General features: G+C 71.6%; 22 protein-coding genes. 9 read left to right on the top strand and 13 right to left on the bottom strand.

Annotated elements, in window-relative coordinates; translation table 11 throughout:
• Positions 1-30: 30 nt before the first annotated feature.
• The 4 genes from ACFWU3_RS04980 to ACFWU3_RS04965 are packed head-to-tail and all read right to left on the bottom strand — an operon-like array spanning position 31 to position 7391.
• On the bottom strand, positions 31-1965 hold the full coding sequence (locus tag ACFWU3_RS04980) for a TOMM precursor leader peptide-binding protein (protein WP_384431255.1): 1935 nt from the start codon (positions 1963-1965) through the stop codon (positions 31-33).
• Positions 1955-3646, bottom strand: coding sequence for a hypothetical protein (locus ACFWU3_RS04975; protein WP_384431252.1), 1692 nt, complete (start codon positions 3644-3646; stop codon positions 1955-1957). Before ACFWU3_RS04975 ends, ACFWU3_RS04980 begins: the two co-directional genes overlap by 11 nt.
• Positions 3643-6219, bottom strand: a complete 2577-nt coding sequence (locus ACFWU3_RS04970) for a hypothetical protein (RefSeq protein ID WP_384431249.1) — start codon at positions 6217-6219, stop codon at positions 3643-3645. The genes ACFWU3_RS04975 and ACFWU3_RS04970 overlap by 4 nt, the downstream gene beginning before the upstream one ends.
• A complete protein-coding gene (locus ACFWU3_RS04965; protein ID WP_384431246.1) occupies positions 6216-7391 on the bottom strand; it encodes a hypothetical protein in 1176 nt (391 codons plus the stop codon). Before ACFWU3_RS04965 ends, ACFWU3_RS04970 begins: the two co-directional genes overlap by 4 nt.
• 215 nt (positions 7392-7606) lie before the next feature.
• Between ACFWU3_RS04965 and ACFWU3_RS04960 the strand changes: the two genes are divergently transcribed.
• Positions 7607-8161 (top strand): hypothetical protein, encoded by a 555-nt coding sequence (locus ACFWU3_RS04960; RefSeq protein WP_384431243.1) that lies wholly within the window; start codon positions 7607-7609, stop codon positions 8159-8161.
• Positions 8162-8306: 145 nt separating this feature from the next.
• Here ACFWU3_RS04960 and ACFWU3_RS04955 read toward each other — a convergent pair whose 3' ends face one another.
• The 3 genes from ACFWU3_RS04955 to ACFWU3_RS04945 all read right to left on the bottom strand — a co-directional run bounded on the left by ACFWU3_RS04955 (position 8307) and on the right by ACFWU3_RS04945 (position 10433).
• Positions 8307-8480, bottom strand: coding sequence for a thiazolylpeptide-type bacteriocin (locus tag ACFWU3_RS04955; RefSeq protein WP_340474257.1), 174 nt, complete (start codon positions 8478-8480; stop codon positions 8307-8309).
• Between the two features lie 35 nt (positions 8481-8515).
• Positions 8516-8692, bottom strand: coding sequence for a thiazolylpeptide-type bacteriocin (locus ACFWU3_RS04950; protein ID WP_313945179.1), 177 nt, complete (start codon positions 8690-8692; stop codon positions 8516-8518).
• 229 nt (positions 8693-8921) lie between these two features.
• On the bottom strand, positions 8922-10433 hold the full coding sequence (locus tag ACFWU3_RS04945; protein WP_384431240.1) for a SagB family peptide dehydrogenase: 1512 nt from the start codon (positions 10431-10433) through the stop codon (positions 8922-8924).
• A gap of 262 nt (positions 10434-10695) precedes the next feature.
• On the opposite strand from ACFWU3_RS04945, the gene ACFWU3_RS04940 reads away from it, so the two are divergent.
• From ACFWU3_RS04940 to ACFWU3_RS04925, 4 genes are all read left to right on the top strand, one after another.
• Complete coding sequence (locus ACFWU3_RS04940) at positions 10696-12159, top strand: multicopper oxidase family protein (RefSeq protein ID WP_384431237.1); 1464 nt, start codon at positions 10696-10698, stop codon at positions 12157-12159.
• A 77-nt stretch (positions 12160-12236) separates the two neighbouring features.
• A complete protein-coding gene (locus ACFWU3_RS04935) occupies positions 12237-13991 on the top strand; it encodes a class I adenylate-forming enzyme family protein (protein WP_384431234.1) in 1755 nt (584 codons plus the stop codon).
• A complete protein-coding gene (locus ACFWU3_RS04930) occupies positions 13888-14820 on the top strand; it encodes a 2-amino-3,7-dideoxy-D-threo-hept-6-ulosonate synthase (protein WP_327682162.1) in 933 nt (310 codons plus the stop codon). The genes ACFWU3_RS04935 and ACFWU3_RS04930 overlap by 104 nt, the downstream gene beginning before the upstream one ends.
• Entirely contained in the window at positions 14792-15901 is a 1110-nt protein-coding gene (locus tag ACFWU3_RS04925; RefSeq protein ID WP_313945185.1) for a 3-dehydroquinate synthase II, read from the top strand. The genes ACFWU3_RS04930 and ACFWU3_RS04925 overlap by 29 nt, the downstream gene beginning before the upstream one ends.
• Before the next feature lie 95 nt (positions 15902-15996).
• Here ACFWU3_RS04925 and ACFWU3_RS04920 read toward each other — a convergent pair whose 3' ends face one another.
• The gene (locus tag ACFWU3_RS04920) at positions 15997-16602 is read right to left on the bottom strand and encodes a response regulator transcription factor (RefSeq protein ID WP_313945186.1); all 606 of its coding nucleotides are present in this window, start codon (positions 16600-16602) and stop codon (positions 15997-15999) included.
• 15 nt (positions 16603-16617) lie between these two features.
• Positions 16618-17169: a hypothetical protein gene (locus tag ACFWU3_RS04915; RefSeq protein ID WP_384431230.1), complete on the bottom strand. Its 552-nt coding sequence runs from the start codon at positions 17167-17169 to the stop codon at positions 16618-16620.
• A gap of 233 nt (positions 17170-17402) precedes the next feature.
• Here ACFWU3_RS04915 and ACFWU3_RS04910 point away from each other — a divergent pair, with 233 nt between their 5' ends.
• The gene (locus ACFWU3_RS04910) at positions 17403-18368 is read left to right on the top strand and encodes a LuxR C-terminal-related transcriptional regulator (RefSeq protein ID WP_384431227.1); all 966 of its coding nucleotides are present in this window, start codon (positions 17403-17405) and stop codon (positions 18366-18368) included.
• 25 nt (positions 18369-18393) lie between these two features.
• Here the strand turns inward: ACFWU3_RS04910 and ACFWU3_RS04905 are convergent, their stop codons facing one another.
• Positions 18394-18780 (bottom strand): hypothetical protein, encoded by a 387-nt coding sequence (locus ACFWU3_RS04905; RefSeq protein WP_384431224.1) that lies wholly within the window; start codon positions 18778-18780, stop codon positions 18394-18396.
• Between the two features lie 196 nt (positions 18781-18976).
• Here ACFWU3_RS04905 and ACFWU3_RS04900 point away from each other — a divergent pair, with 196 nt between their 5' ends.
• A complete protein-coding gene (locus ACFWU3_RS04900) occupies positions 18977-19114 on the top strand; it encodes a hypothetical protein (protein ID WP_384431221.1) in 138 nt (45 codons plus the stop codon).
• A gap of 223 nt (positions 19115-19337) precedes the next feature.
• Positions 19338-20165 (top strand): mycofactocin-coupled SDR family oxidoreductase, encoded by an 828-nt coding sequence (locus tag ACFWU3_RS04895; protein ID WP_384431218.1) that lies wholly within the window; start codon positions 19338-19340, stop codon positions 20163-20165.
• A 35-nt stretch (positions 20166-20200) separates the two neighbouring features.
• On the opposite strand, the gene ACFWU3_RS04890 is transcribed toward ACFWU3_RS04895, so the two are convergent.
• The gene (locus ACFWU3_RS04890) at positions 20201-20740 is read right to left on the bottom strand and encodes a DM13 domain-containing protein (RefSeq protein WP_384431702.1); all 540 of its coding nucleotides are present in this window, start codon (positions 20738-20740) and stop codon (positions 20201-20203) included.
• 293 nt (positions 20741-21033) lie between these two features.
• Here ACFWU3_RS04890 and ACFWU3_RS04885 point away from each other — a divergent pair, with 293 nt between their 5' ends.
• On the top strand, positions 21034-22134 hold the full coding sequence (locus tag ACFWU3_RS04885; RefSeq protein WP_384431699.1) for a magnesium and cobalt transport protein CorA: 1101 nt from the start codon (positions 21034-21036) through the stop codon (positions 22132-22134).
• 21 nt (positions 22135-22155) lie between these two features.
• Here the strand turns inward: ACFWU3_RS04885 and ACFWU3_RS04880 are convergent, their stop codons facing one another.
• Positions 22156-22347 (bottom strand): hypothetical protein, encoded by a 192-nt coding sequence (locus tag ACFWU3_RS04880; protein ID WP_384431696.1) that lies wholly within the window; start codon positions 22345-22347, stop codon positions 22156-22158.
• Positions 22348-22668: 321 nt separating this feature from the next.
• Positions 22669-23208: a PadR family transcriptional regulator gene (locus ACFWU3_RS04875; protein WP_384431215.1), complete on the bottom strand. Its 540-nt coding sequence runs from the start codon at positions 23206-23208 to the stop codon at positions 22669-22671.
• Positions 23209-23288 lie beyond the last annotated feature (80 nt).

Here is a 23288-nt window from a genome sequence, read left to right as displayed (position 1 = left end):
CTGCCGAAGCGGCCTCGGCGACCGGGGCCGTCACGGGAACGGGTGGGGGTCGTAGGGAATCGCCCGGTGCTCCTGGCCGGTGCCGCGCAGGGCGGCCTCCAGCCGGGGCAGCCCCGCGAGGCGCTGCTGGGCATGGCCGAAGCACATCGGCAGAATGCCCGGCACGACGGCACGCGCGACCGAGATACCGGCGTCGGCGTGCTCGCGGCTGGTCTGGTCGACGAGGACGATCCTGTCGAGACCGGCGTCCGCGAACAGGCTGCGGACGAACTCCAGCGCTCCGCGGACATCGCCGCCGGACGCCTCCGCCAGGCGCCGGGGCCAGTCGGGGAAGGCCTCGTCCAGCGTGACCCGGGTGCCGCCGAGGGCCGCCGTGGCACGGGTGGCCGTCTCGGGCAGCGAGGAGAACCGGACGTGGTCCTCCAACTCCTGGACCAGCCATGGGTCATCGACCATCGGTTCCACCTGCTCGCGGGTCCAGTCCACCGGGTTGGTGACGAGCTGGGCCACCTCGCGCAGGGCTCCCCGGATCGCGGACTGCGGGTCGGCGCCGGACCCGGCGGACGAGAACGTCGCGGGGAAGGGGTTCAGCCGGTTCACCGCGAGCACCCACACCACGGGCAGCGCGATGTCCTGGGTGGCGACCAGCAGATGGACGTCGAAGCCGCGCGCCCTGATCAGTTCGATCATGCCGCGGCTCGTCGGGTCGGTGATGGACGCCTCGGGGATGTACGGCAGGGGCGCCGCCCGGTACCAGGAGGTGAGGAACGCGTCGCGCTCCGCCAGCTCGAACAGCGAGTGCAGCGCGGCCTCTTCGAGGCCGGAGCCGACCGCACAGCCGCTGGAGGACTCGTAGAAGTAGTGCTTGCGCTCCGTCGGACCGACCTCGCGCGCGGCCCGCCGGTCCCGGCGGAACGCGTACTCGTACTGGTAGAAGGCATGGTCGGCGGGGACGAGGAGAGCCCTGCCGTCCGCCAGGTCGTGGCCCCACACCCAGTCCATCGGTGTGTGTTCGTCCGACGGCGTCACCCGCGAGGTGGGGTGCGCGAGCTGCTCGGCCGTGTACCCGCCGAGCGTCGCGGGGTCCACGGCGTGATCGGCGATCTCCGTGTACGCACGGCCCGTGAGGACCGGAATGTCGTACGGGAAACCACCGAGGCGTTCGTACGCCTCCAGGACGGCGACGGGCTCGGTCTCGGCGAAGGTCTGCGCGCGGCCGTGGCCCATGGCCGGGGCGTCGGGCACCACGGCCATGCTCATCGCGAACGGGGCGTGGGACTCGCGCAGGATCGCGCGGACCGGGCCGTAGCGGTCGTCGACGAGCCGGTCGCGCAGCAGCCCGCGCTCCACGAGCCGGCTGTGCGCCGAGCGGGTGGGGTCGCCGGGCGAGGCGGGCCGGGCGCGCAGCGCGAGCGGCAACGGCACGGCCGTGCCGTCCAGTTCGGCCTTCGTCGGGCCGCACAGCGGGCAGTGGAAGCTGCGCGCGATGCGGTGCCGGCGCAGACCGCGCGGCGAGACGGCGTACAGCTCGCCGGGCCCCAGCGGCCGCTGTGCCAGATGCTCCAGGGTCGCCCGGAGCAGTTCGGGCAGCAGCGGCGCGCTCGGGGACGGGGCCGCGGTGGCATGGGTGAGGTCCCCCACGAGGGGGTGTTCGAGGACGGTGCGGTCGCGCACCTCGGCACAGCCCGCACATCCGGCGTCGCTGCCGGGCATCCACAGCGGGCCGACGAGGACCTCGTCGCCGTGCACCCGGACGGAGAGGTGGGAGCGGCCCCGGGCGGCGGCCTCGTCGAGGCGCCCGCGCTCGAAGGCGAGGTCCCAGCCGCGGTTCACGGCGACCGCGCCGTCGGTGGCCCCGGCCAGGGCGGCGAACGCGGTGTGCCATGCCTCGTCGTCGTACGGGGGTGAGAGCCCGGGGCCGTACGCCGGTGCGCCGGCCCGGCCCGCGGGGAGGTCAGTTCGCATCCTGGGTCTCCTGCGTGTCCTGGGTCTCCGGTGTGCGTGCGGACGACTCCACCGGCCCGTACCAGAGGGGGAGTTCGCCGAGGACGGCATCGGTCCGCACGGCCCGGCCGCGGTGGACGAGGCCCGATTCCCCGGCGTGGGCGGTGAGTTGCTTGCGCAGGGTGCCGAGGACGTCGGTACCGGTGAACAGCAGCGCGTCGGTGGACACGTCCGCGACCCGCTCCTCGCCGCCCTCGGTCGTCTGCAGACGGGCGAGGGCCGTGCACAGCGCGGTACGGGTGGCCTCCTGCGCGCTCGCGCCCCAGCCGAGGCCGAGCGTGTCCCCCGCCCCGGCCACGCGGGCGAGCCGCCAGTCGAGGCCGGGGACGTGCAGGAGTTCCAGGGTGGGCGCGGCGGGCAGCAGCGGGCGCACCGCGGCGAGGATCCGCGCGGCCTCCGGGTCGAGGTCGTCCGGCGTGACGTCCGCCAGGGGTGCGGCCGACGGCGTGAGCCCGCGCAGGGCTCCGTCCAGGAGCCAGTGCTCCTCGGTGAGACCGGCGGCGGGCGTGCCGCCCTCGGGCGACCTCGCGCGCAGGGCCTGGAGGGCGGCGGCGATCGTCGCCGTCTCCTGGTGTCCGGCCCAGCCGACGACGGCGCCGGTCCGGTCCGCGCGGTGCTCGGCCGGGCGCAGGGCGAGCGGCATCTGCGGCAGGTCCTCGCCGGTTCCGGAGGCGAACAGCCCGGTCCAGCGGCGGGTGAGGGCGCCCGCGGCGGCCAGCGCGTCCTCGGGTTCGGGCATCGGCTCCGCGGGGGCGTCCTCGAGGGAGCTCGGCCGGCCGGTCGCGGCCGCCATGTGAGCTCCCTCGACGGTGACCCGGTCGGCGACCAGGGCCGTCCCGTGCACGACATGGGCCTCGCCCATGTCCGCCGTGCCCGTCAGGGCGTCGAAGACAAGTTGTCCGGCGAGCGCGCCGGCAAGGGCGTCGGCGACCGGGCGGGCCGCCGGCTCGGTGTTCTCCGCGGCCGCCCAGCCGAGTGCGCGGTCCCGGAAGACCTGCCAGGTGCGGCCGCCGTCCGGGCCCGTCACGGCGGGCCCGACGACGGCGACGCGCTCGCCGAGCAGCACGGGGACCACCGGGACGCCGTCGGGGACACCGTCCGGGACCGCGGCGGTGACGCCCGCGCCGCAGACGACGACGGCGTCCACGGTCTTGGCCGAACCGCCGTACGCGGCCGGGGAGTCGGCGACCGTCACCTGCCCGACCCCGGCCCGGCGCAGGCCGCGTGCCGCAGGTCCGGTCGCCGTGGCCGGCCCGGTCAGCAGCACGGTCGCGGCACGCAACCGGGCGAACGCGGCATACGGATCGTCGAGCAGGGTCTCCAGCCGGGCGATCGCCTCGGGGTGGCGGGAGCGCACCTCGGCGTCCGGCGGGAGAACGGTGAACGCGGCCGGGTCGAGCAGCATGCGGTTGGCCCGCAGCCGGTCCACGAGATGGCGGACGGCGGGCCGGGCCCGCTCGGTGCCGATCGCGGTGACGAGCTCGTCCTCGGTGGCGCCCTGCTCCAGGAGGGGTACGCACCCCTCGGCGACGGCGAACAGCAGCTCCGATCCGCGCAGCACGAACTGCCCGTGCGTACCGCTGAAGTACACCCCGCCGGGCACCGGCGCGAAGTGCAGGTCCGGGCGTGCGACGAGCCTCATGACCGCTCCCCCGCGTCGTAGGTGAAGCTGCCACCGGGCTCGCGGCCGACCTCGACCACCCACTCGGTGGCGTGGGTGCCGTCCACGACGGCCGGCAGGGCCTCCTCCAGATAGCTCCCGCCGGTGTCCGCGCCACGGCGGTCCAGCATCCGGGGCAGTACCCGGGCGCTCAGGGCGCTGGTGAGGTCCACGTACTGCGGCTTCTGCTGGAGCCGCTTGGACTGGACGTCGGGTGCGCCGACCGAGAGGGGGCCCTCGTCCTCGGGCGTGGTCTTGATGACGACCTCCTCGGGGACACCGTGCCGGGCCCGCCAGGCGTTCAGCGCGAGCAGCCGGTCGAGTTCGTCGGGACCGGCGGCGACGGCGGTGGCCAGCTCCTCACCGCCGTACCAGCGGCGCCGACCGATCAGGACCTCGCCGACCGCCATCCGGGGTGCCGTCCTGGTGGTGCCGCGGTCCCAGGGGGTGGCGGCGTGCCAGCTGTTGGGCAGGGCGTTGAAGAGACGGCCGCTGATGACCAGGCCGGAGGCGACGGACAGCGGCGGCGGGAAGAGGCCGGGGTGACCGGTGCCCAGCGGCAGGACCCGAAGGGGTCTGCCGTCCGCGTCCTCGACCCTGAGGGTGTCGGTGTCCGGGTCGTGGGCGAGGCGCAGTCCGAACCAGTCCTCGGGCCGGAGCCCGCCGGGCAGGATCGGCGTGTGCGCGTTGACGTTGAGCCGGTGCAGGCCGAGGTCCTCGGTGACGCGGTGGCCGTCGGAGCCGTAGGCACGCTGGAGGTGGTCGGCGAGTAGCGGCAGGGCGCGGCCGCCGAGCCGCCGGTCGGCCTCCAGGAAGCGGGCGTAGAGCATGCCGTGGCCCGGCAGTCCGTCGTTGAGGATCAGCTGCTCGCCGGCCTGCTGGAGCAGGACGCCGTAGATGAGGCGGTCCTGGCGGAACCGGTCGGGCAGGGCCGCCGTGAGCTCCCGGACGTCCTCGGCCGTCAGGCGGAGGGTGTCCTCACCGGCGTCGACGGTCTTCGACAGCCGGGCGTGGACGGCCTCGGTCAGCTCGCGGCGCAGCAGGTACATGCGCTCCAGGGAGCCGTCGGCCGGGCCGATGCCGTCGAGGGCGGCGACGTCGCCGGTGCCGTCGGGGCCGTAGGCGGCGGCCATCGCGGCGGCGCGGCGGGAGACCTCGCCGACGACGAACGGCGCGTTGGCGGCGAGCGGGACATTGGCCCCGGCGCCGAACCGCTCGACGAACGCGGCGGTCATCAGGACGCGTACGTCGTGCAGCCAGTCGAAGACGGTGAGCAGTTCGACGGCCGGTCCGAGGTCGGCCAGGGGGCGGTGCCACCGCTCGGTCGCCACCGTCAGCGGCGGCATGACGTAGTCCTCCTCGACCGTGATCTGCGCGGGCCGCCCGGCGAGGTGGCTCAGCTTGCCGAGACTCCCGCGCAACTCGTCCAGCACGGCGCCGCGTTCGGATGCCGGCGCGGCGGCCAGCGCGGGCAGTCCCGCCCGGATCGCCGCGGTCAGGTCACCGGCGCGCGGATCGTCCGGCGTCAGCAGGTCGTCGTAGTCGGCGGAGCCGTCCTCGGCCTCGTGGAAGCTGCACAGCACGCCCTGTCCGAGGGCGTGGCGTACGCGCCGCTCGGCGTCGTCGGCGGAGCAGCCCGCGCGTTCGGCGACGTGCGCCACGACGGACGGGTAGGGCCGCGGTCCCATGGACACCGCGTCGAGCAGGTCGCCGACGGGCCCGTCCAGGGGCACCGCGAGACGGCGCATGCCCGTCTCGCCGAGCTTGAGGAAGAACAGCTTGCCGGCCGCCTCGTCGGGGGCCGAGGTGGGCGGCAACCCGATCCACAGTTCGCGGAGTTCCGCGTCGCCGGGGTCGGGCAGCCCGCCGAGGACATAGCCGAGCATGACGCGGTCCAGGCCGGGGAAGGCGGTCGCGCCGTCGAACGGCACATCGCTCGGGTCGACGCCGTCCGGGTCCGGCTCGGCGATGCCGACGGCCGTGAACCGGGACAGCGGGCTGGTGCGCACCATGGCCCGGGTGACGTACTGGATGAGTCCGCGCTCGGACTTGCGGGTACGGGCGGTGATCTTGCCGGGGCCGAGGACGGCCGCGCGGTAGCGCACGGCCTCCTGGTGGACCTCGGGTGCGATCAGCGCCAGGGAGCGCAGCAGGTCGTCGTCGCCCAACAGAGCGGCCAGACCCTCGCGTTCACGGTCGGCCGCCGCCGCGTAACCGGCGGATATCTCGGCGCGCAGCCGCTCCCTGCCGTCCCGCGTCTCGAGCCACCGGGTCACGGCGGGGGTGGCGGGGTCGGGCGCCTTCTTCGGGGCCCGGCCGTTGTGGATGGAGCGGCGCAGCGCGATGAGGTCGCGCCGCTCGGTGTCGTCGGTGGCGGCGGCGATGCGGTGGTAGAGCTCCTCGGAGCATTCCTCGGCGGCGGCCGTCAGCGTCTTCTCGACGGCGGCGAGTTCGTCGAGGAGACGGCGCTGGGCCGGATCGCTCAGCCGGTTGCGGCGCAGCGGATTGACGCGCAGGAACCACAGGGGTTCGCGGGCGGGTGCGGTCGTGGTCATCGCGGGGCTCCCGTGGTGTCGGCTGTCGTGGCGGCGGTCATCCGGTCCCGCTGGGCGTTCAGCCGGTCCTGCCAGGACACGCCGAGGACCTCGTCGACCGTTTCGGCGATCGCGAAGCACATGTAGTAGCGCTGCATGGGAGAGACGGTGAGCAGCGGCAGTTGCTCGTAGAAGAGGTTCGTCAGCAGCCGGAAGGCGGCGAACCACCGTGAGGGGCTGGCCACCACCCCCGACGCTCCGACGGCCCGGTGGAAGTCGGTGTCGGGCTGGTCGCCCTGCGGCACGGTGCGGGTCGCTCCGGGCGGGCCCATCTCGCTGCGGTCGACGCCGTCGGTGACGGAGTCGAGCAGGTCGAGCGTGAGGGTGCCGGAGGCGACCGCGCTCTCCAGGGTCCCGGAGCTGTAGGCGAAGGCGGTGCGCCACTCGGCCGCGGCCGGCGACACCTCGCCGCTCAGGCGCTGTTCGACCACGGCGCGCAGCCGGGGTACGTCCCGGGTGAGCCGCTCCTGGAACAGCGGCCTGACGTCCTTGGTCGGGGCGGCCCACGCGAGGAACGCCTCCACGTGCGAGCGCGGCGAGAACACTCCGTGCGCCGGGCCGAGGAGATGGGTGTCGGCGAGTGCGGCGAACGCCTCGGCCAGGCGGACGGCCGCGGTGGCCGGCTCGGCCGTGATCCCCTCGATCGTGCGCAGCAGCGGCTTGGTGAGGGCGCCGAGGACCACGGTGCGGAAGCGGTCGAGCCGCGGTTCGCGGGAGGCGGTGTCGGCGGGCCCGAGGCGGGCGACGGCGCCGTGCTCGCGCAGCGGAAGGTACGGGGGCTGGACGGCTTCGAGGCGGCCGAACTCCCGTGCCTGCTGGAGGTATGCCTCCTCGGTGAGCGCTCGGGGCGGGTCGAGCGGTCCCGCGTCGAGCGCGGCCGCCGTCGCGTCCCAGTCGGCGCCGCCGGGCATGCCCGGGACGTCGAGGGCGAGGATGTCGACGTGCGGACCGTGCAGCCAGCCGCGGCGCAGCTGGACGGCGGGTGCTCCCTGCTCGCCGAGGGCGCGGGCGACCGGCACGATGCGCTGGGTCAGCCACGCCGGTGTCACCGGCATCCGGGTGTGGAGCCGTACTCCCGTCAGGCCGGCGGAGTCCGGCTTCACGGCAGTGCGCTCCGGCGCTTCAATCCCCATGCTTTCGCACCTTCCGAGAAATCGAAAACAAACGTCTGAGAGGAATCTTCTGGCGATTCGTCCGGCCCGAGAAGGGAATGCGAAGGGGCCGCTTACATACGTCACGGTTTCCGTGACACCGGTACGCGGCCCGGTGCCGGGGCAGCCGATTGCGCCCTCTCGGGGGTTGGCCGAAACCCGTCAGAATGAACGGAATGGCGTTGTACTCTCGCGCAATGACTACGGAGCCGGAGTGTCAGACACTCACGCAGAATCTGCGCCGCCGCGGCGCGATCGTTCTGGCGGTGTTCGCCCTTGTTTGGGCATTCGCCGGCGGGTCGGGGATAGAAGCGGTGCCGCTGTCGGTCGCCGTCGGCGTGGTGGCCGCCGCGCTGAGCGTCGCAGGTGTGGTGCTGGCTTTCCGCGGGGCCGCGGGTCCGGCGGTCCGCAGCGTGCGCCTGCCCGAGAAGTGGAACCGCGGCGTGGGCATCGTCAACGCGGCGGAGGTGGTGGCCGTCTTCGCGGTGATCGCCGCGTCGAACGCGACCGGCCGGCCGGAGCTGATCCCGCCGGGCATCTGCCTCGTGGTGGGGCTGCACTTCTTCCCGCTCGCGCGCCTCTTCGACCAGTGGCAGTACACCTGGACGGCCGTCGCGCTGAGCGTCGTCGCGGTGGTGGGGTTCGTGGCGCTCGCTGCCGGCACGACCGGCGAGACGGCGCGCGTCGTGGTCGGCCTGGGGGCCGCGGTGGTGCTGTGGCTCTCGTCGTTCCACGTCGCGGTGCGGGGCTGAACCGCCGGGATACGGAATCCGGCCCGCGGCCGCGGGCCGCACCTGGCCCGGCGACGGGACTCGCGGCGGAGAACCCGTCCGGACACAAGGATGTACCCATCCAACCGGCCGGCTGGATGGGCGCATCCTTTGGTGCAACTTCCGATCAGCAACCCGAGCAGGTCGACGACGAGGACGAGGTCCCGATCGAGCCCGTCGAAGCGCCCATCTCGGGAAGCGCGACGCCTTGCGCGACTTCGAGGGTCTCGAGTTCTTCGACGTCGAAGCTCTCGAATGCCGCCGCCACGTCTTCCCCGTACTCCCAGTCGTTCCTGCTCATTCCAGGTTCCTTCCGGTGATCCGCGGAGCGGGTTCTCAGCAGGCGGAGCAGGTGGAGGACGAGGACGACGAGGTGCCGATCGAACCGCTGGAGGCGCCCATCTCCGGGAGAGCCACACCCTGCTCGACCTCAAGGGTCTCCAGCTCGTCCGCGTCGAAGCCCTCGAACGCCTTGGCCGCGTCGTCGCCGTTCTTGATGTCGTTGATGCTCATTTTGAATTCCCTTCCGGATTCTTTAGCCGCCGTGTTCGGCTGCTGAATTAATAATGCGCTCACCGCCCATCCGTGGCTAGTGTTCCCGACTCCGTCCTGACATTTATCACGGCGGATATAACCGCTGTCATGCCGATGCAGCCGCCCACCGAATACAAAAGCGCCGCCGCACGGGGAGGAAAAGCGGCGCTTTCACGCAGGTCGGGGCCGGGCGGGCCGTTCTCATCGCCTACGAGTCCGCCGGGAGCGACCACTCCGGGCTGTTGAGCAGCCGCCAGCCCTCCTCCGGCTCGCCGGCCACCGAGTCGCCGGGGCTGCGGCTGCCGAGCAGGAAGTCGCCCACGGAGGACTCCCGCAGATAGTCCAGGCCGAGCACCCGCGCCGACATGTCGGCGTCGCCGTTGCCGAGCCCGCACGGCGCCAGGCCGAGCGCCGTCGCCACCAGATACATCGTCTGGTAGAGGACGCCGGTGTGCCGCAGCGTCGTCGCGTAGGCGATGGCGCGGTACTTCCACGACATGCGCTGGAAGCGTGCCGTGACGGTGACGAGCACGTCGGGACGCGCCTCCATACCGGTGGCGCGGGACGCCACATGGAACAGCGACTCGCGGTCCACGGCATCGCTGTTGACGAGGACGAGCCGGTGACCGACGGGGTCGTAGTAGTAGATGCCGGCAGCAAGGTCCGCGCAGCGCCGCACCGTCACATACAGCTCCAGCTCGTAGCCCTGTCCGCCGCTGGGGTAGGGACGGGAGACGACCTCGTCGCGGTCGCTGCCGTCGCCGGGCGTGAAGTGGGCGCGGACCCGGGCGACGCGGTAGAGGAACTCGCCGAGCTCCGCGGCCGTCAGCTCCCGCTCACCGTAGGAACGGATGGAGCGGCGCGTCTCCAGCGCGGTGGTGAGCAGCGGGTCGCGGCTCTCGATCTCCTCCAGCGTCGGCCGGTACAGCTCGGTCACCGGGCCGTCCGGGACGGGCTTCACGGCCGGCTGCGGCTCGATCTCCCCCCGGTGGGGATAGACGGCGCCGAACAGCTCGTCGTAGCGCCCTGAGCGGATACGGGAGTGGAACAGCAGGTCGTGGAAGTCCCACTGGCGCAGCGTCGGGTCGCTGTCGGAGGCGAACGCGCCGTCGGGGTCCGCCGGTTCGACGAAGCCGGCGCCCGTCAGATGGCCGAGCACGTCCAGCACCTCGTCACCGCCCAGGGCGACGCGCTGCGCGAGACGCGCCACGGTGGTCGGGGTCCCGAGCTCGGCCACCAGGTCGCGCGCGGCGCCGTCCACCAGGACGGCGCGGTACTTCACCAGAGGTGACTCCAGCACCAGGGCTCCGCTTCGGGAGCGGCAGAACGCGAACCGGGACAGCCGCACGGTCGCATCGGGCCCGAGCGTCGCGACCCGGTGCTCACCGTCCCGTGCGACCGCTTCCAGACGGACGAGTTCACGCCGCTTCGCGCCCTCGTCCCGGCTGAGGACGCCGTGCGCGAGCAGATGACCGGCCCGGTCCAGGAACCGCCGCACCTGGACCTGTTCGGCGGGCAGCAGCCCGTCGAAGAGCTCGTCCAGCGGCGCGGGACCCTCGGTGAGCCGGACCAGCGCGGTGCGGATGCCGCCGCGCACCGGGCGCAGCGTGAACGAGGTGACCGGGCTGGTCAGCGTGGCCGACTCACCGTCGAACGCGACCCGTACGTCCTCGCGGAAAACCGGTGCGCTACGGGGCGGTGGAGCCTTCTCTGTCGTCATTCGGATCTCCGGGGTACGCAGGGAACAGACGTCGAAAAACACTCTGACGCCGCGCGGGAGTGGTGGTGACGGCCGCCGGAGAACCGGTGACAGAGACCATGTCCGGCCATGACAACCGTCACCCGGAAAGGCCCGTTCCGCTGAGGTGATCGAGGTCATGAATGACGTGACAGATGACAGCAGCAGAACCCTTTCGCTCGGACATTCACCGGTTCCGCCGCATGCTCGTGGCACGAATTCACCTCGCCACTAAGGAAATCTCGTGCTCACTCGTCGTCATGCAATACGACTCGGTCTCACCACGGGTGCCGTCGGCGCGGTCGGCGCGGCCGGCGGGGTGTTCCGGACCCTCACCACCCCCAGCGGCGCCGCGAAGGCGGCAACGGCGGCCGGCGCCCCGGTCGTTACCCCCTTCGCGGTGCCGCTCCCCCTGCCCAAGGTCCTGAAGCCCTATCTGCGGACGGGGACCGCCGACTTCTACGCGGTCACCATGAGCCGCACCAGCCACGAGATCCTGCCCGGCCGGCGTACGGACGTCCTCACCTACAACGGGTCGTTCCCCGGCCCCACCATCAGGGCCCGTTCCGGGCGCACGGCGGTGGTCAAGCAGATCAACGCGCTGGAGATGCCGACCTCGGTGCATCTGCACGGCGGCAACAACCCCGTCGCGCACGACGGCGGCATGATGGACACGATCGCCCCCGGGCGCAGCAGGACGTACGTCTATGCCAACAAGCAGCCCGGCGCGACCCTGTGGACCCACGACCACGCCCACCACATGGAGTCCGAGCACGTCTACCGCGGGCTGTCCGGCCTCTACCTCCTCGGCGACGCGGCCGAGGACCGATTGGGGCTTCCGTCCGGTGCGTACGAGGTGCCGCTGATCCTGCGGGACGCGCAGTTCGACGACGCGGGCGCGATGGTCTACACGATGGACGACGCGTTCAACCGCACCACGATCATGGTGAACGGCCGGCCCTGGCCGTACATGAAGGTCCAGGGACGCAAGTACCGCTTCCGGATGCTCAACTCCTCCAACCTGCGCATCTTCATCCTGCGGCTGTCCGACGGCAGCCAGATGACCCAGATCGGCTCCGACGGCGGACTGCTGCCGGCCCCCGCGCCGGCCCCGGTGCTCGTCCTGTCCCCCGGTGAACGCGCCGACTTCGTCATCGACTTCGCGCAGTACGCCCCCGGCACCCAGCTGGTCCTGGAGAACCTGATCGGCCCCGGCCCGGTCGAGCAGGTCGGCAAGGTGATGCGCTTCGACGTGGGCGAGAAGGTGGCCGACCCCAGCCGCGTCCCCGACGTCCTCACCACCCTGCCCGCCCTGGCGAAGCCGACCGTGGAGCGCGCCTTCGAGCTCCAGATGGACGAGCCGGAGACCGGAGGCCACCAGGCGTACATCAACGGGAAAACGTTCGACGCGAAACGCATCGACACCGAGATCCGGTGGGGCACCACGGAACTGTGGACCGTCACCAACAAGAGCGCGACCATTCCGCACAACTTCCATACGCATCTGGTGCAGTTCCGCATTCTCGAACGCGACGGACAGCCGGTCTATCCCGCCGAGGCCGGATGGAAGGACACGGTGCTGCTCTTCCCCGGTCAGACGGTGAAACTCCAGCTCACCTTCGATTCGCACCGCGGGGTCTTTCCCTATCACTGCCACATGATCGACCACAGCGCCATGGGAATGATGGCGCAAATGAAGATCACCTGACCGGCCCGCATTTCCGGGTCCGTCACCGACATCCCTCATCCGACCTGTGATGTACCGACTTTGAAGATTGGAGGGTCATGGCCACCCGTGACAGCACCTATGCGCAACGGATTCTGAACGCACTGGAACGGGATCCGGCCCGTGCCGTCGTGCACGGGCCGGGCACCACCGTCGCGGCGGGTGAACTGGGCGACTCCGTCCTCGGCACGACAGCCGTACTGCACGCCCGCGGCATCGGACACGGCGACGCGGTGGGCGTGCTCACCGGGCCGAACCACCCCCTGATGCTCAGCGCCCGCTATGCCGTCCACCTCCTGGGGGCCACGTCCGTCTACATCCGGTCGATGAACCCGCGGACCGACACCGAGACGTTCTCCCTGGCCACCCAGACCGAACTGCTGCGGGACATCGGAGCGTTCCTGCTCCTGGTGGACGAGGAGAGCGCCCAGCGCGGGCGCTGGCTGGCCAGACGGCTGCCCGGGCTGACCGTGCTGCCGATCCCCCGGGAGGCGCCGGCGCGCGCCGCCCTGCCCACGCACTTCCCGCCCGTACGGCCGGAGGCGCTCGCCTCCGTCGAGTTCACCAGCGGCAGCACGGGCCGCCCCAAGATGGTGGCCCAGCGCTACGGCACCCGTGAGGAACTCGTCGACCGCCTCGCCCATGGCCTCGATCCCCGGGGACCCGCGACGCTGTTGTCCGTCACACCCATCAGCCACACCACCGCGCCGATGGCGGACGCGGTGCTGTCCACGGGCGGCACGGTGGTCCTGCACGACGGCTTCGAGACCGAGGCCGTGCTGCGTGCCTTCACCGACCACCGGGTCACCGACGTCTATCTCGCGGTGCCCCACCTCTACCGGCTGCTCGACCACCCGGGCATCACCACGGCCGACCTCACCTCGCTCCGCCGCATCACCTACAGCGGGACCCCCGCGGCCCCGGCCCGGGTCGCGCGGGCGGTCGAGATCTTCGGCGACGTCCTCATCCAGGTCTACGGCTCCACCGAGGCGGGCGGCATCGCCTGTCTGACCCCGCTGGACCACCGCGAACCCGAGCTGCTCGGCACCGTCGGCCGGCCCTTCCCGTGGGTGGCGGTGGAGATCCGGGTGGCCGGCGGCCCGGTCCCGGCCGAGCGCGGGCAGACCGGCGAGATCTGGGTGAAGTCGCCGACCGTGACGGCCGGTTACCTCGACGACGAGGAACTCACCGGCGCCACCCTCAAGGACGGCTGGCTGCGCACCGGCGACCTCGGGCACTGGGACCGCTACGGCTATCTACGTCTCGACGGCCGCGTCGGCGACGTGATCAAGCACGGCGGTCTCAAGCTCGACCCGGCGGCGATCGAGGACGCCCTGCTGCGGCATCCGCAGGTCCGCCAGGCCACCGTCTTCGGGGTCCGCGACAGCGACCTCGTCGAGCAGGTGCACGCCGCCGTCGAGCTGCGCAACGGCGCCCCGCGCACCTCCTGCGACCTCCGGGGATTCGTGGCCGCGACGCTCACCCCGGAGCACACCCCGGTCCGGATCTCGGTGTGGCCCCAGCTTCCGCTCACCCCCTCGGGCAAACCCGACCGCGCCTATCTGCGCGCCATGACCACCCCGGCCCACGACACCCGGACGCCGCCTCGCGCCCGGTCCGACCACGGAGGTGCACCACGACGGAACGAGCAGCCGACCTCAGGAACACCGCCCACGATCACGCCCACCCGCGAACAAGAAAGGGCGCTTCATGACCACATTCGGCCATTTCGCCCGGTCACTGCGGCTGCGACGGCTCTATCGCCACAGCACGGCCGGCCTGATGATCACCCCTCTCGACCACTCGATCCATGACGGCCCGGTCGTGCCGAAGGGCACCACCCTCGACCAGCTCGCCGGCCGGCTCGCGGCCGGCGGTTCGGACGCCGTCGTCGTGCACAAGGGCAGTGTGCGGCACATCAGTCCGGAGCGGTTCGCCGCGATGTCGCTGATCATCCACCTCAACGCGAGCACCAGTCAGGCACTCGATCCCACCGCGAAGTACATCGTGGCCGGGGTCGAGGAGGCGCTGCGGCTCGGCGCGGACGCGGTCAGCGTCCACGTCAACCTCGGCTCCGACGACGAGCGCCAGCAGATCGGCGACCTCGGGCGGATAGCGGACGCCTGCGACCGCTGGAACCTCCCGCTGCTGGCCATGGTGTACCCGCGCGGCCCCCGCATCACCGACCCCCGGGACCCGGCGACCGTCGCGCACGCCGTGACGATCGCCGCCGACCTGGGGGCCGACCTCGTCAAGACCGTCTTCCTCGGGTCGACGGCGGAGATGCTCGATCTCACCGCCGCCTGCCCGGTACCGGTTCTCGTCGCGGGCGGCCCTGCCCTCGCGCGGGAGGAGGACGTCCTCGCGTACGTCCGGGACGCTCTCGCCGGCGGCGCGGGCGGGGTGGCGATGGGCCGCAACATCTTCCAGGCGTCCGACCCGCGCCGGCTGGCCGCCAAGGTCGCCCGGCTCGTCCACCACTTCCCCGAACAGCACTTCCACCCGGGTCCGTTCGTGGCCGGGCAGCTCGACGACGAGCGGCTCGCCGACGAACGGCTGACCCCCGACCACCTCGACGACACCGAGATCCACCACACGACAGGAGGGCCCCACCATGACGGACGCCAAACTGTGCTGGCTTGACATCCGCAACGCCGGCACCGCCACCGCGGCAGTACTCGAAGAAGCCCTGCACCAGCGCATCGACGGCATCGTCGCCGCCGACCCTGCCGCCTTCGCCGGCCTGCCCCCGACGGTCCGCAAGATCCTGCTCTTCGAGGACGGTGTGGTCCCGGACGACCTCAGCGGCGCCGACCTCGTGATCGTCCCCGGTGGCCGGGACGCCCGCGCCGGGCTCGCCGCCGCCCACCCGGACGTCGAGTTCGGCCGGTACGTCGAGATCGTGGACGCGGACACCCTCGAGGACGCCTGCCTCGCGGCCCGCCTGGAGAACTGGAGCATCCTCAACTTCCGCGACCCCACGAAGATCCCGCTGGAGATCGTCATCGCGGCCGCCACCGGCGCCCCGGGCTCGATCGTCACCACGGCGTCCAACCCCGAGGAGGCCGAGATCATCTTCGGCGTGCTCGAACTCGGCTCGGACGGCGTCCTGATGCAGGGGCTGACCGTCGGCGACGCCACCGCGCTGCGCACAGCGGCCACTTCCCGCACGGGGAAGATCGAGCTGGTGGAGCTCACGGTCACCGCGGCCAGTCACATCGGCATGGGCGAGCGCGCCTGCGTCGACACCACGACGTACTTCCGCAAGGACGAGGGCATCCTCGTCGGGTCGCACTCCAAGGGCATGGTGCTGTGCGTCAGCGAAACCCATCCGCTGCCGTACATGCCCACGCGCCCGTTCCGGGTCAACGCCGGCGCCCTGCACTCGTACACGGTCTCGCAGAACGGCCGGACCCACTATCTGAGCGAACTCCACGCCGGCAGCACCGTGCTGGCCGTCGACGTCAAGGGCCAGACGCGTCCGGTCAGCGTCGGCCGGGTCAAGATAGAGACCCGTCCGCTCATCTCGATCGACGCGGTCGCGCCCAACGGCCAGGCCGTCAACCTGATCCTCCAGGACGACTGGCACGTCCGGGTCCTCGGCCCGGGCGCAGCGGTCCTCAACAGCACCGAACTGAAGCCGGGCGACACGATCCTCGGTCACCTTCCGACGGCCGACCGCCATGTCGGCTACCCGATCAACGAGTTCTGCCTGGAGCAGTAGCAGCAGTCCGTGCAGACGGACGAACAGCTCCCGGACGCCCCGCCCCGGCACGCCTGGTGCCGGGGCCGGCGCGTGTCCGGAGGTCTCCCGCCGCCTCACAGCCACCCCTGTTCCACGGCGATGCGCGCGGCGTCGAAGCGGTTGCGCCCGCCGAGTTTCTTGATGGCCGCCGAGGTCAGATTGCGTACCGTCCCCGAAGCCAGATAGAGCTCTCCCGCTATCTCCTTGACGGTGGCTCCGCCCGCCGTCAGCCGCAGCACGTCCAGCTCGCGGATGCTGAGCGAGGTGTCGCCGGTCACCGGCGGCCGGATGAGGGCCGGGTCGACGGTGAGACAGCCGCCCGCGACGCCTATCAGCGTGGTGATCAGCTGGGGCAGCCGGCCGTTCTTCGGCACGATGCCGAGGGCGCCCGCCGCCACCGCGCGGTCCACCACGGCGGGAGTCGCCGTGCCGACCATCAACGCGACGCCGCAGCCCGGGTGGTGGGAGCGGACGTCGGTCGCGATCCGCAGCGCCTTGCCGCCCATGGTGCTCTCGCCGAGCAGGAGAACGGTCGGCCTGCACCGTTCGACGGTGGGCAGTACGGCCTCGAAGGTGGTCGCGAGGCCCACCACCTCCAGACCGTCCGTTCCGTTGAGTGTCTCGGCGAACGCTTCCAGCACGAGCTGGTGATCACCGGCGACGACGACGCGTATCGACATGCTGTGCCCCCACAATCAGTGTGCTGTGACCGGTGGCCCGGCGGACGGCAGTGCGTCCGGCGGGCAGTCCGCTCCGCTGAGAAGCTGTTCGACCACGCGGCGGGCCAGTTCTTCGTCCTGGCCGGGGCCGGCGGCGGTGTCCGATGCGAGTGCGATGTGCCGGGCTCCCTCGGGGAGGGCCTCGGCGATCACCCGGGACGCGGCGCGGAACCTTTCCGCGAGCCGGTCCGTTTCCGAGCCGGACGGAATGACGACGACCGAGGCCGAGACCGGCCCGAGGTCGGCGGCGATCTGCGCCGGCAGCTCGCGCACCATGTCGAGGTCGTCGATGTCCGTCCGGTACGGCAGCGCCACCAGATCGATGTCCGCGAGTTCCTTGCACAGGAAAGCCGCTTTGGTGGCCGCGTCGTCGCCCCGGCCGGGGTGTCCGGCTCCGACGACGGCGACCGCGGCACCGGCCGCACACAGTCGTGCGGTCACGATCCGGCCGACGCCCGTGGTGGCGTCGACGACGAGCACGATGCAGCCGTCGAGCGGCGCGGGAGGGTGGGGCCCGGCGAACGGCATGAGGACTCCTGGGGTCTGTGCGCGGGCAGAACCCGGCGGCAGTCGTAGATCCCTTTTGATGGGTACGACGAGCAGGTAACGTGCCAAATGTGTGAACAGATGGAGCCCGCCCGTGAAGCCGACTTGCTCGCGCGGGAACCAGGTGCACGTCCGCGTGCGTGCCCTTGTTTCGCAGTGAAGTTCCGTTCAACCGTGGTTCAAGGGGGAAATGCCACGTGGACGAGGTTTCGTCATTGGATCAACAGACCCTTGGCGTCTATCGCGCGATCCTGTTCCACAAGGAACACGACCCCGTGCAGCTCGCCAAGCTTCTGGACAGCACTCCGGAGGAGGTGGAGGCCGCACTCGGCCGGCTGTCCAAGCTCTCTCTGCTGGCACCGTCCCGGGACAGTCCCGGCCGGCTGCGGGCCGTCAACCCGGCACTCGGTCTCAAGGTCCTGCTCCAGCGGGAGCAGGACGAACTGGCCTGGCGCCAACAGCAGATCGAGCAGAACCGCGCCGCCCTCGCCGCTCTCGCCGCCGAATACACCGCGTCCGGAGGGACCGAGTCTCTCGGCGGCACGGAACACCTCGACAACGTCGACGACATCCGGATCCGCCTCGAAGCACTGGCCGAGTCCTGTGTGGCGGAGTCCCTCGCCTTCCACCCCGTCAACGCACTGACGGAGGAGTCGATCGAGGCCGGCCGGCCGCTCAACGAACGAGCCCTCGCCCGGGGCGTACGGTTCCGGTCCATCTATCTCGACAGCGTCGCCAACGACAGGGTGACCCGGGCCCACGCTCAGTGGATGGCCGAGCGCCGGAGCGAGATACGCACCTCGCCGACCCTGCCGATGCGGCTGCTCATCGTCGACACGACGGCCGCGGTGGTCGCCGGTCTGCCGGGCCAGGCACAGCCCTCCGCGCTGCTGTTCAGCAACCCGCCCGTGGTGCACGCCATGCGCGCCCTGTTCGAGGCGTACTGGGAGCACGCCAGCCCCCTGAACACCCCGGCGGACTCGCAGCCCGGCGGACTGACCGCGCAGGAGCGCAAGTTGCTCCAGCTGCTGGCCACGGGTCTCACCGACGACGCGGTGGCGCGTGCTCTGGGTATCGGTGTCAGGACCGAACGCCGCATCGTGGCCGAGCTGATGGACCGGCTGGGCGCGTCGAGCCGGTTCGAGGCCGGCGTGCAGGCGACGCGGCGGGAGTGGATCTGACGGAACTGCTGCGCTGACAACGTAGTCACCTCTTCGGCGGGGTCGGCCAGGTGAAGTCGTCCGGGATTCCGGGGAGGCCCGGGAGGTCCGGGAGTTCACCCAGGATCGGCCAGACGAAGTCGTCCGGGACGCCCGGCTCGCCCTGGGGCTGCGGCCAGACGAAGTCGTCCTTGCCGTCCTCGGACGCCGTCCGGTCCGCGCCGCGGGCGCTCTGCGCGCCGTCCGTGCCGGGCTCGGTCTTCGGCTGCGGCCAGACGAAGTCGTCCTCGCCACTGGGCGTCTGGGAGATCTGCACCGACGCGGCCGGCCCTTGCTGCGCGGCGGCCTGCGCCGGCGAGGAGAAGAGCAGCGAGCCGAGAACGGTGGCGGCTATGACGGAAGCGGCGGCGGTACAGCGGGTTACACGTGACATTGATCGTCTCCATTCGTGCGGTGGATACGAATGCGGCAGTGTTTCCATTCGGAAGAAGTTGTCCGGCGGCCGTTCGACCCGAGGGCCTTTCGACTGCGTGACTAGAGGAAATCACCGACCCGGTGCCGTTGTCTGCTTTCGGCCAGACCAGGAACCTGCCTGGCATGAAGGTGCCTGCCGCGGAGGTGGCCGGTTCATGCCGGGCAGCGGCGCCAACTCCGGCTTCTTCGGAAAGAATCAGCAGGTCGGAGCGGTGACCGCTCTCCGGCTGCGGCGGGGGACGGGTGTGCGCGGTGGCCGGGTGTGCCGGGCCCCGACGGCGCGCAAGCGGTGATCATCTGCCATTCCCCGGCGGAATGCTTGCCACCGGTAAGGAGCCGTCCGCTTCTGCCGCCGCCATTTCAGGAATTCCTGAAACGCGGGGCGTCCCGCCGGGCCGGTCCGAGCGATGAGAAGCACATCGGGGGTACGCGGCCGTCCTCGGATGCCGTCTGGTGGCGCGCCGGTTCCGACCATAGGTTCGGTCCGGACAGGATCGCGTCGAGGAGGCACACGCAGTGGGGAAGTTCGACGGCAAGGTCGCGTTGATCACCGGTGGCGCGCGGGGGCAGGGGCGGGCGCACGCCGTGGCCCTGGCGCGTGAAGGCGCCGACATCGTGACGTGCGACATCGCCGGGGAGCTGGAAAGCGTTCCCTATCCGCTGGGCAGCGAGGCCGAACTGGCCCGCACGGTCGACCTGGTGGAGTCCACCGGCCGTCGCTGTATCGCCCTGATGGGCGATGTCCGCAGTCTCCAGGAGATGGAGAGCGTCACGGCACGAGCCCTGGAGGAGTTCGGCCGTATCGACTTCCTGCTGGCCAACGCCGGGATCGCGTCCGCCTCCCCCCTCGTCTCGATGGACGCCCTCCAGTGGCAGGAGATGATCGACGTCAATCTGACCGGCGTCTTCCACTCGTTCCGCGCGGTCGTGCCGCACATGATCGAGCAGGGCTACGGACGGATCGTCGCCACCTCCTCCGTCGTCGCCCGGATGGGCGCGAAGAACAGCGCGCACTACGCGGCGGCCAAGTGGGGCGTGATCGGGCTGGTGAAGTCGCTGGCGCTGGAGGTGGCCGAGCACGGCATCACCGTGAACGCGGTACTGCCCGCCGGGGTGAACACGACGATGATCCACAACCGGGCCACGTACCGGCTGCTGCGTCCCGACCTGGACGATCCGGCGCGGGAGGACGTCATGGCGGTGCTGGAGGGTCAGGGGCCCGGGCTGATGGAACCCGAGGACGTCACCGCGGCGGTGCTCCTTCTGCTCGCGGACACCGGCGGATTCCTCAACGGCGAGACCATGACACTGTCCGCCGGTCTCAGCGCCTCCAACGCCGGCTGACCGGCGGGGTTCGGGTCACCGGCTGAACGGCCGGGTCATACGGGAGCGAGCTCCGCGGCCCCGAAGGAGACGTCGAAACGGTCGCACCAGATGCTCACGCTGCTGTAGTCGGCCGGATCGACGTCTCGCGGCAGCGCGTAGTTCTGGTCGCCCTTGTTGCCCTTCAGCCTGCCGAGCGCCGTGTGCTTGCCGTCGTCGAAGACACGCCACCCGGCCGTACCCTCCTCGACCGGAGCGTCGGCCAGCAGGACGCGCAGATCGGGCCCGTTGCTGGTGTCGAGATTCTCCAGCCGGAGCACGTGCGAGCCGTCGGCCAGCCGCACGAGCTTCACCATGCCGGTCGTCCGGTGCTCGTGGCTGATCAGTTCGCCGGTGGCCAGCGTGCGGGGCTCGGCCTGCTGCGGGGCGCCGGTGGCGGCGTCCTGCTCCGGCACGCCTGCGGGAGCCGCCGCCGGCAGGTCCTCGCGTACGGTCCGGTCCACCCACAGCTTCCACGGCTGGAACCACACGGCACCGACGGCGCCCGCGGCCAGCCCCAGAAGCAGCAGTCCGACGACCACCGGCCGTCGCAGCATCGCCCGCATGTGATCCACTCCCCGTCGCGTGTCCGGCGTCGTCCCCCGTCGGGATCCGCTCGGCCCTCGACGCATTCAACGGCAGCGGGAGCCGCGACGGTGGCCATGGGCCGGTGACGAAAGTCTTACGTCCCGCGCGCGGGCCTCGAACACGCGGAGAAGCCCTCGAACACGCGGAGAACAGGACGCCGGGCGACCGCCCCGCCACCGAAGCTCCCACCTGCGCCGACGACAGCGGACAGGGTCGGGTGGCACACTGACCGGCGGTCGTTCGAAGGAGCTCCGCCGTGCCGATGATCCGCACCCTGCGCCGTGCCGTGCGGCGTGCGCACCAACCCCGCGTCGACCTCAGCCACCCGGCGAGGTCGCCGCTCGGCAGCTCGGTCGTCAACTGCGTGGTCTACGAGGACGGGACGCGCCTGTCCGGCCACGCCTCCGCCGAGGACGCCCTGCGCCAGGTCCGCAAGCACGAGGGCCGCTTCGTCTGGATCGGGCTCCACGAGCCCACGGAGGCCGAGTTCGCCGGACTCGCCGAGCTCTTCGCGCTGCACCCGCTGGCCGTGGCGGACGCGGTGCACGCGCACCAGCGGCCCAAGCTCCAGCGGTACGAGGGGGACGGCACCCGCAACGGCACGCTGTTCGCCGTCTTCAAGACCTGCCGCTACGTCGAGCACGAGGAACTCACGTGCTCCAGCGAGGTCGTGGACACCGGCGAGCTCATGGTCTTCACCGGGACGAACTTCGTCATCACCGTCAGGCACGGCAGGCACGGCTCGCTCGGTCCGCTCCGCGAAGCCCTCGAAGAGGACACCGAGCAGTTGTCCAAGGGACCGGCCGCCGTGCTGCACGCGATAGCCGACCGGATCGTCGACGACTACCTCGTCGTCGCCGAGGCCGTGCGGACCGATGTCGACGACGTCGAGAGCACCGTCTTCGACGCGTCGGCGGGGCGGGCCGACCCCGGGCGGATCTACCAGCTCAAGCGCGAACTGCTGGAACTCAAGCGCGCCGTCGCGCCGCTGGACAGGCCGATGTGGACCCTGGCGACCACACCGCTGCCGCCGGTCGGACCGGAGATACAGCCGTACTTCCGCGACCTGGTCGACCATCTGGCGCGGATCAACGAGCAGATCATCTCCTACGACGCCCTGCTCGACTCGATCCTCCAGGCGCACCTGGCGCAGGTGACCGTCACCCAGAACGAGGACATGCGGAAGATCACCGCGTGGGCGGCGATCGTGGCCGTGCCGACGATGGTGTGCGGTGCGTACGGAATGAACTTCGAGCACATGCCGGGGCTGCGCTCGCCCTTCGGCTATCCGGTGGTGATGGCCGTCATGGTGGTCGCCTGTCTGGTGATCCACCGCAGTTTCCGCCGCAACGGCTGGCTGTGAGCGGCCCCGGTCAGGAGCCGCTCACAGGAGCGTGACGAACATCCCGAGGGTCGCGACGGCGACGGCACAGCCGTACAGCGCGAGCGTCACGGCACGCGCCTCGTCGGAGGGATCGCCCCGGCCGGCGCGTACCAGGCCGAGGGCCGAGGTGACCAGCAGGGCGAGTGCGCCGGCCGTGCAGCCGGCGACCATGGCGACGATCAGGGCTTCCATCACCCGGCGACCGTCTCACGGCCCGTCAGCTCCCGCACGCCGGACTGCTCCGTCCTCGGCAGGCCACCCCCGTAGCCCTGCCGAGAACGGAGCCCGTCCGGTCCGCCTGATCGCGATTCTCATCGGACGGGTCCCGCCGGCGCGAGCTTTTCGATGAGAGTCGAAAGGTCGCACCTTCGTGCGACGGGAGTTCGACACGCTGCGACGAGCTTCGGCGGTCTTCGACGGCTTCCCGAGGGCTTTCCGACGGCTTTCCGACGGCTTTCGACGAGCACGGGCGGCCGGGGGCGGGCCGCGGGTCCCGGCCGGGACCTGCCGGGCTCAGGGCGTGGTGGGGAGCGCCGCCAGGGTCTCGGTGAGCCACTTCGTCCAGAACGACTCCAGCTCGATGCCCCCGCGCAGCACCATGTGCCGCAGCGCGTCCTGCTCCGTGACCGTCCGCTCCGGAGCGAAGTCGCGCTCCTCGATCTCGCGGTACTGCTCCAACTGCCGTCGGTGCAGGGCGAGATGCCGCTCCAGCTCCTCACGCAGCCCGGTGCCGCCCACCACGCCCGCGGCCCGCAGCCGCAGCAGCAGCGGATCGCGGACCGGCCTCGGGTCCTCCGGCCGCGCCACCCAGGAGGCCAGCTCGGCGCGGCCCGCGGGCAGCACCTCGTACTCCTTCTTCTGACCCCGCGTCGGCTGCGCGGACGGCAGCGCCCGGATCTGGCCCGCCTGCTCCAGCTTGCCCAGTTCGCGGTAGATCTGCTGATGGGTGGCCGACCAGAAGTAGCCGATCGACTTGTCGAAGCGGCGGGTCAGCTCCAGGCCCGACGAGGGCTTTTCGAGCAGGGCCGTGAGGATGGCGTGCGGGAGCGACATGGCCCGATCCTAGGGAGTGTCCGGAAAGCGCCGTCACCCGCCCGAGGGCCGCAGCGGAACGGGCGGAACAGGCAGGACGC

Source organism: Streptomyces sp. NPDC058685 (assembly GCF_042714725.1).
Taxonomy (GTDB): domain Bacteria; phylum Actinomycetota; class Actinomycetes; order Streptomycetales; family Streptomycetaceae; genus Streptomyces.
The sequence above is the reverse complement of the archived record's forward strand: the minus strand, read 5'-3'. Positions and strand labels throughout refer to the sequence as shown.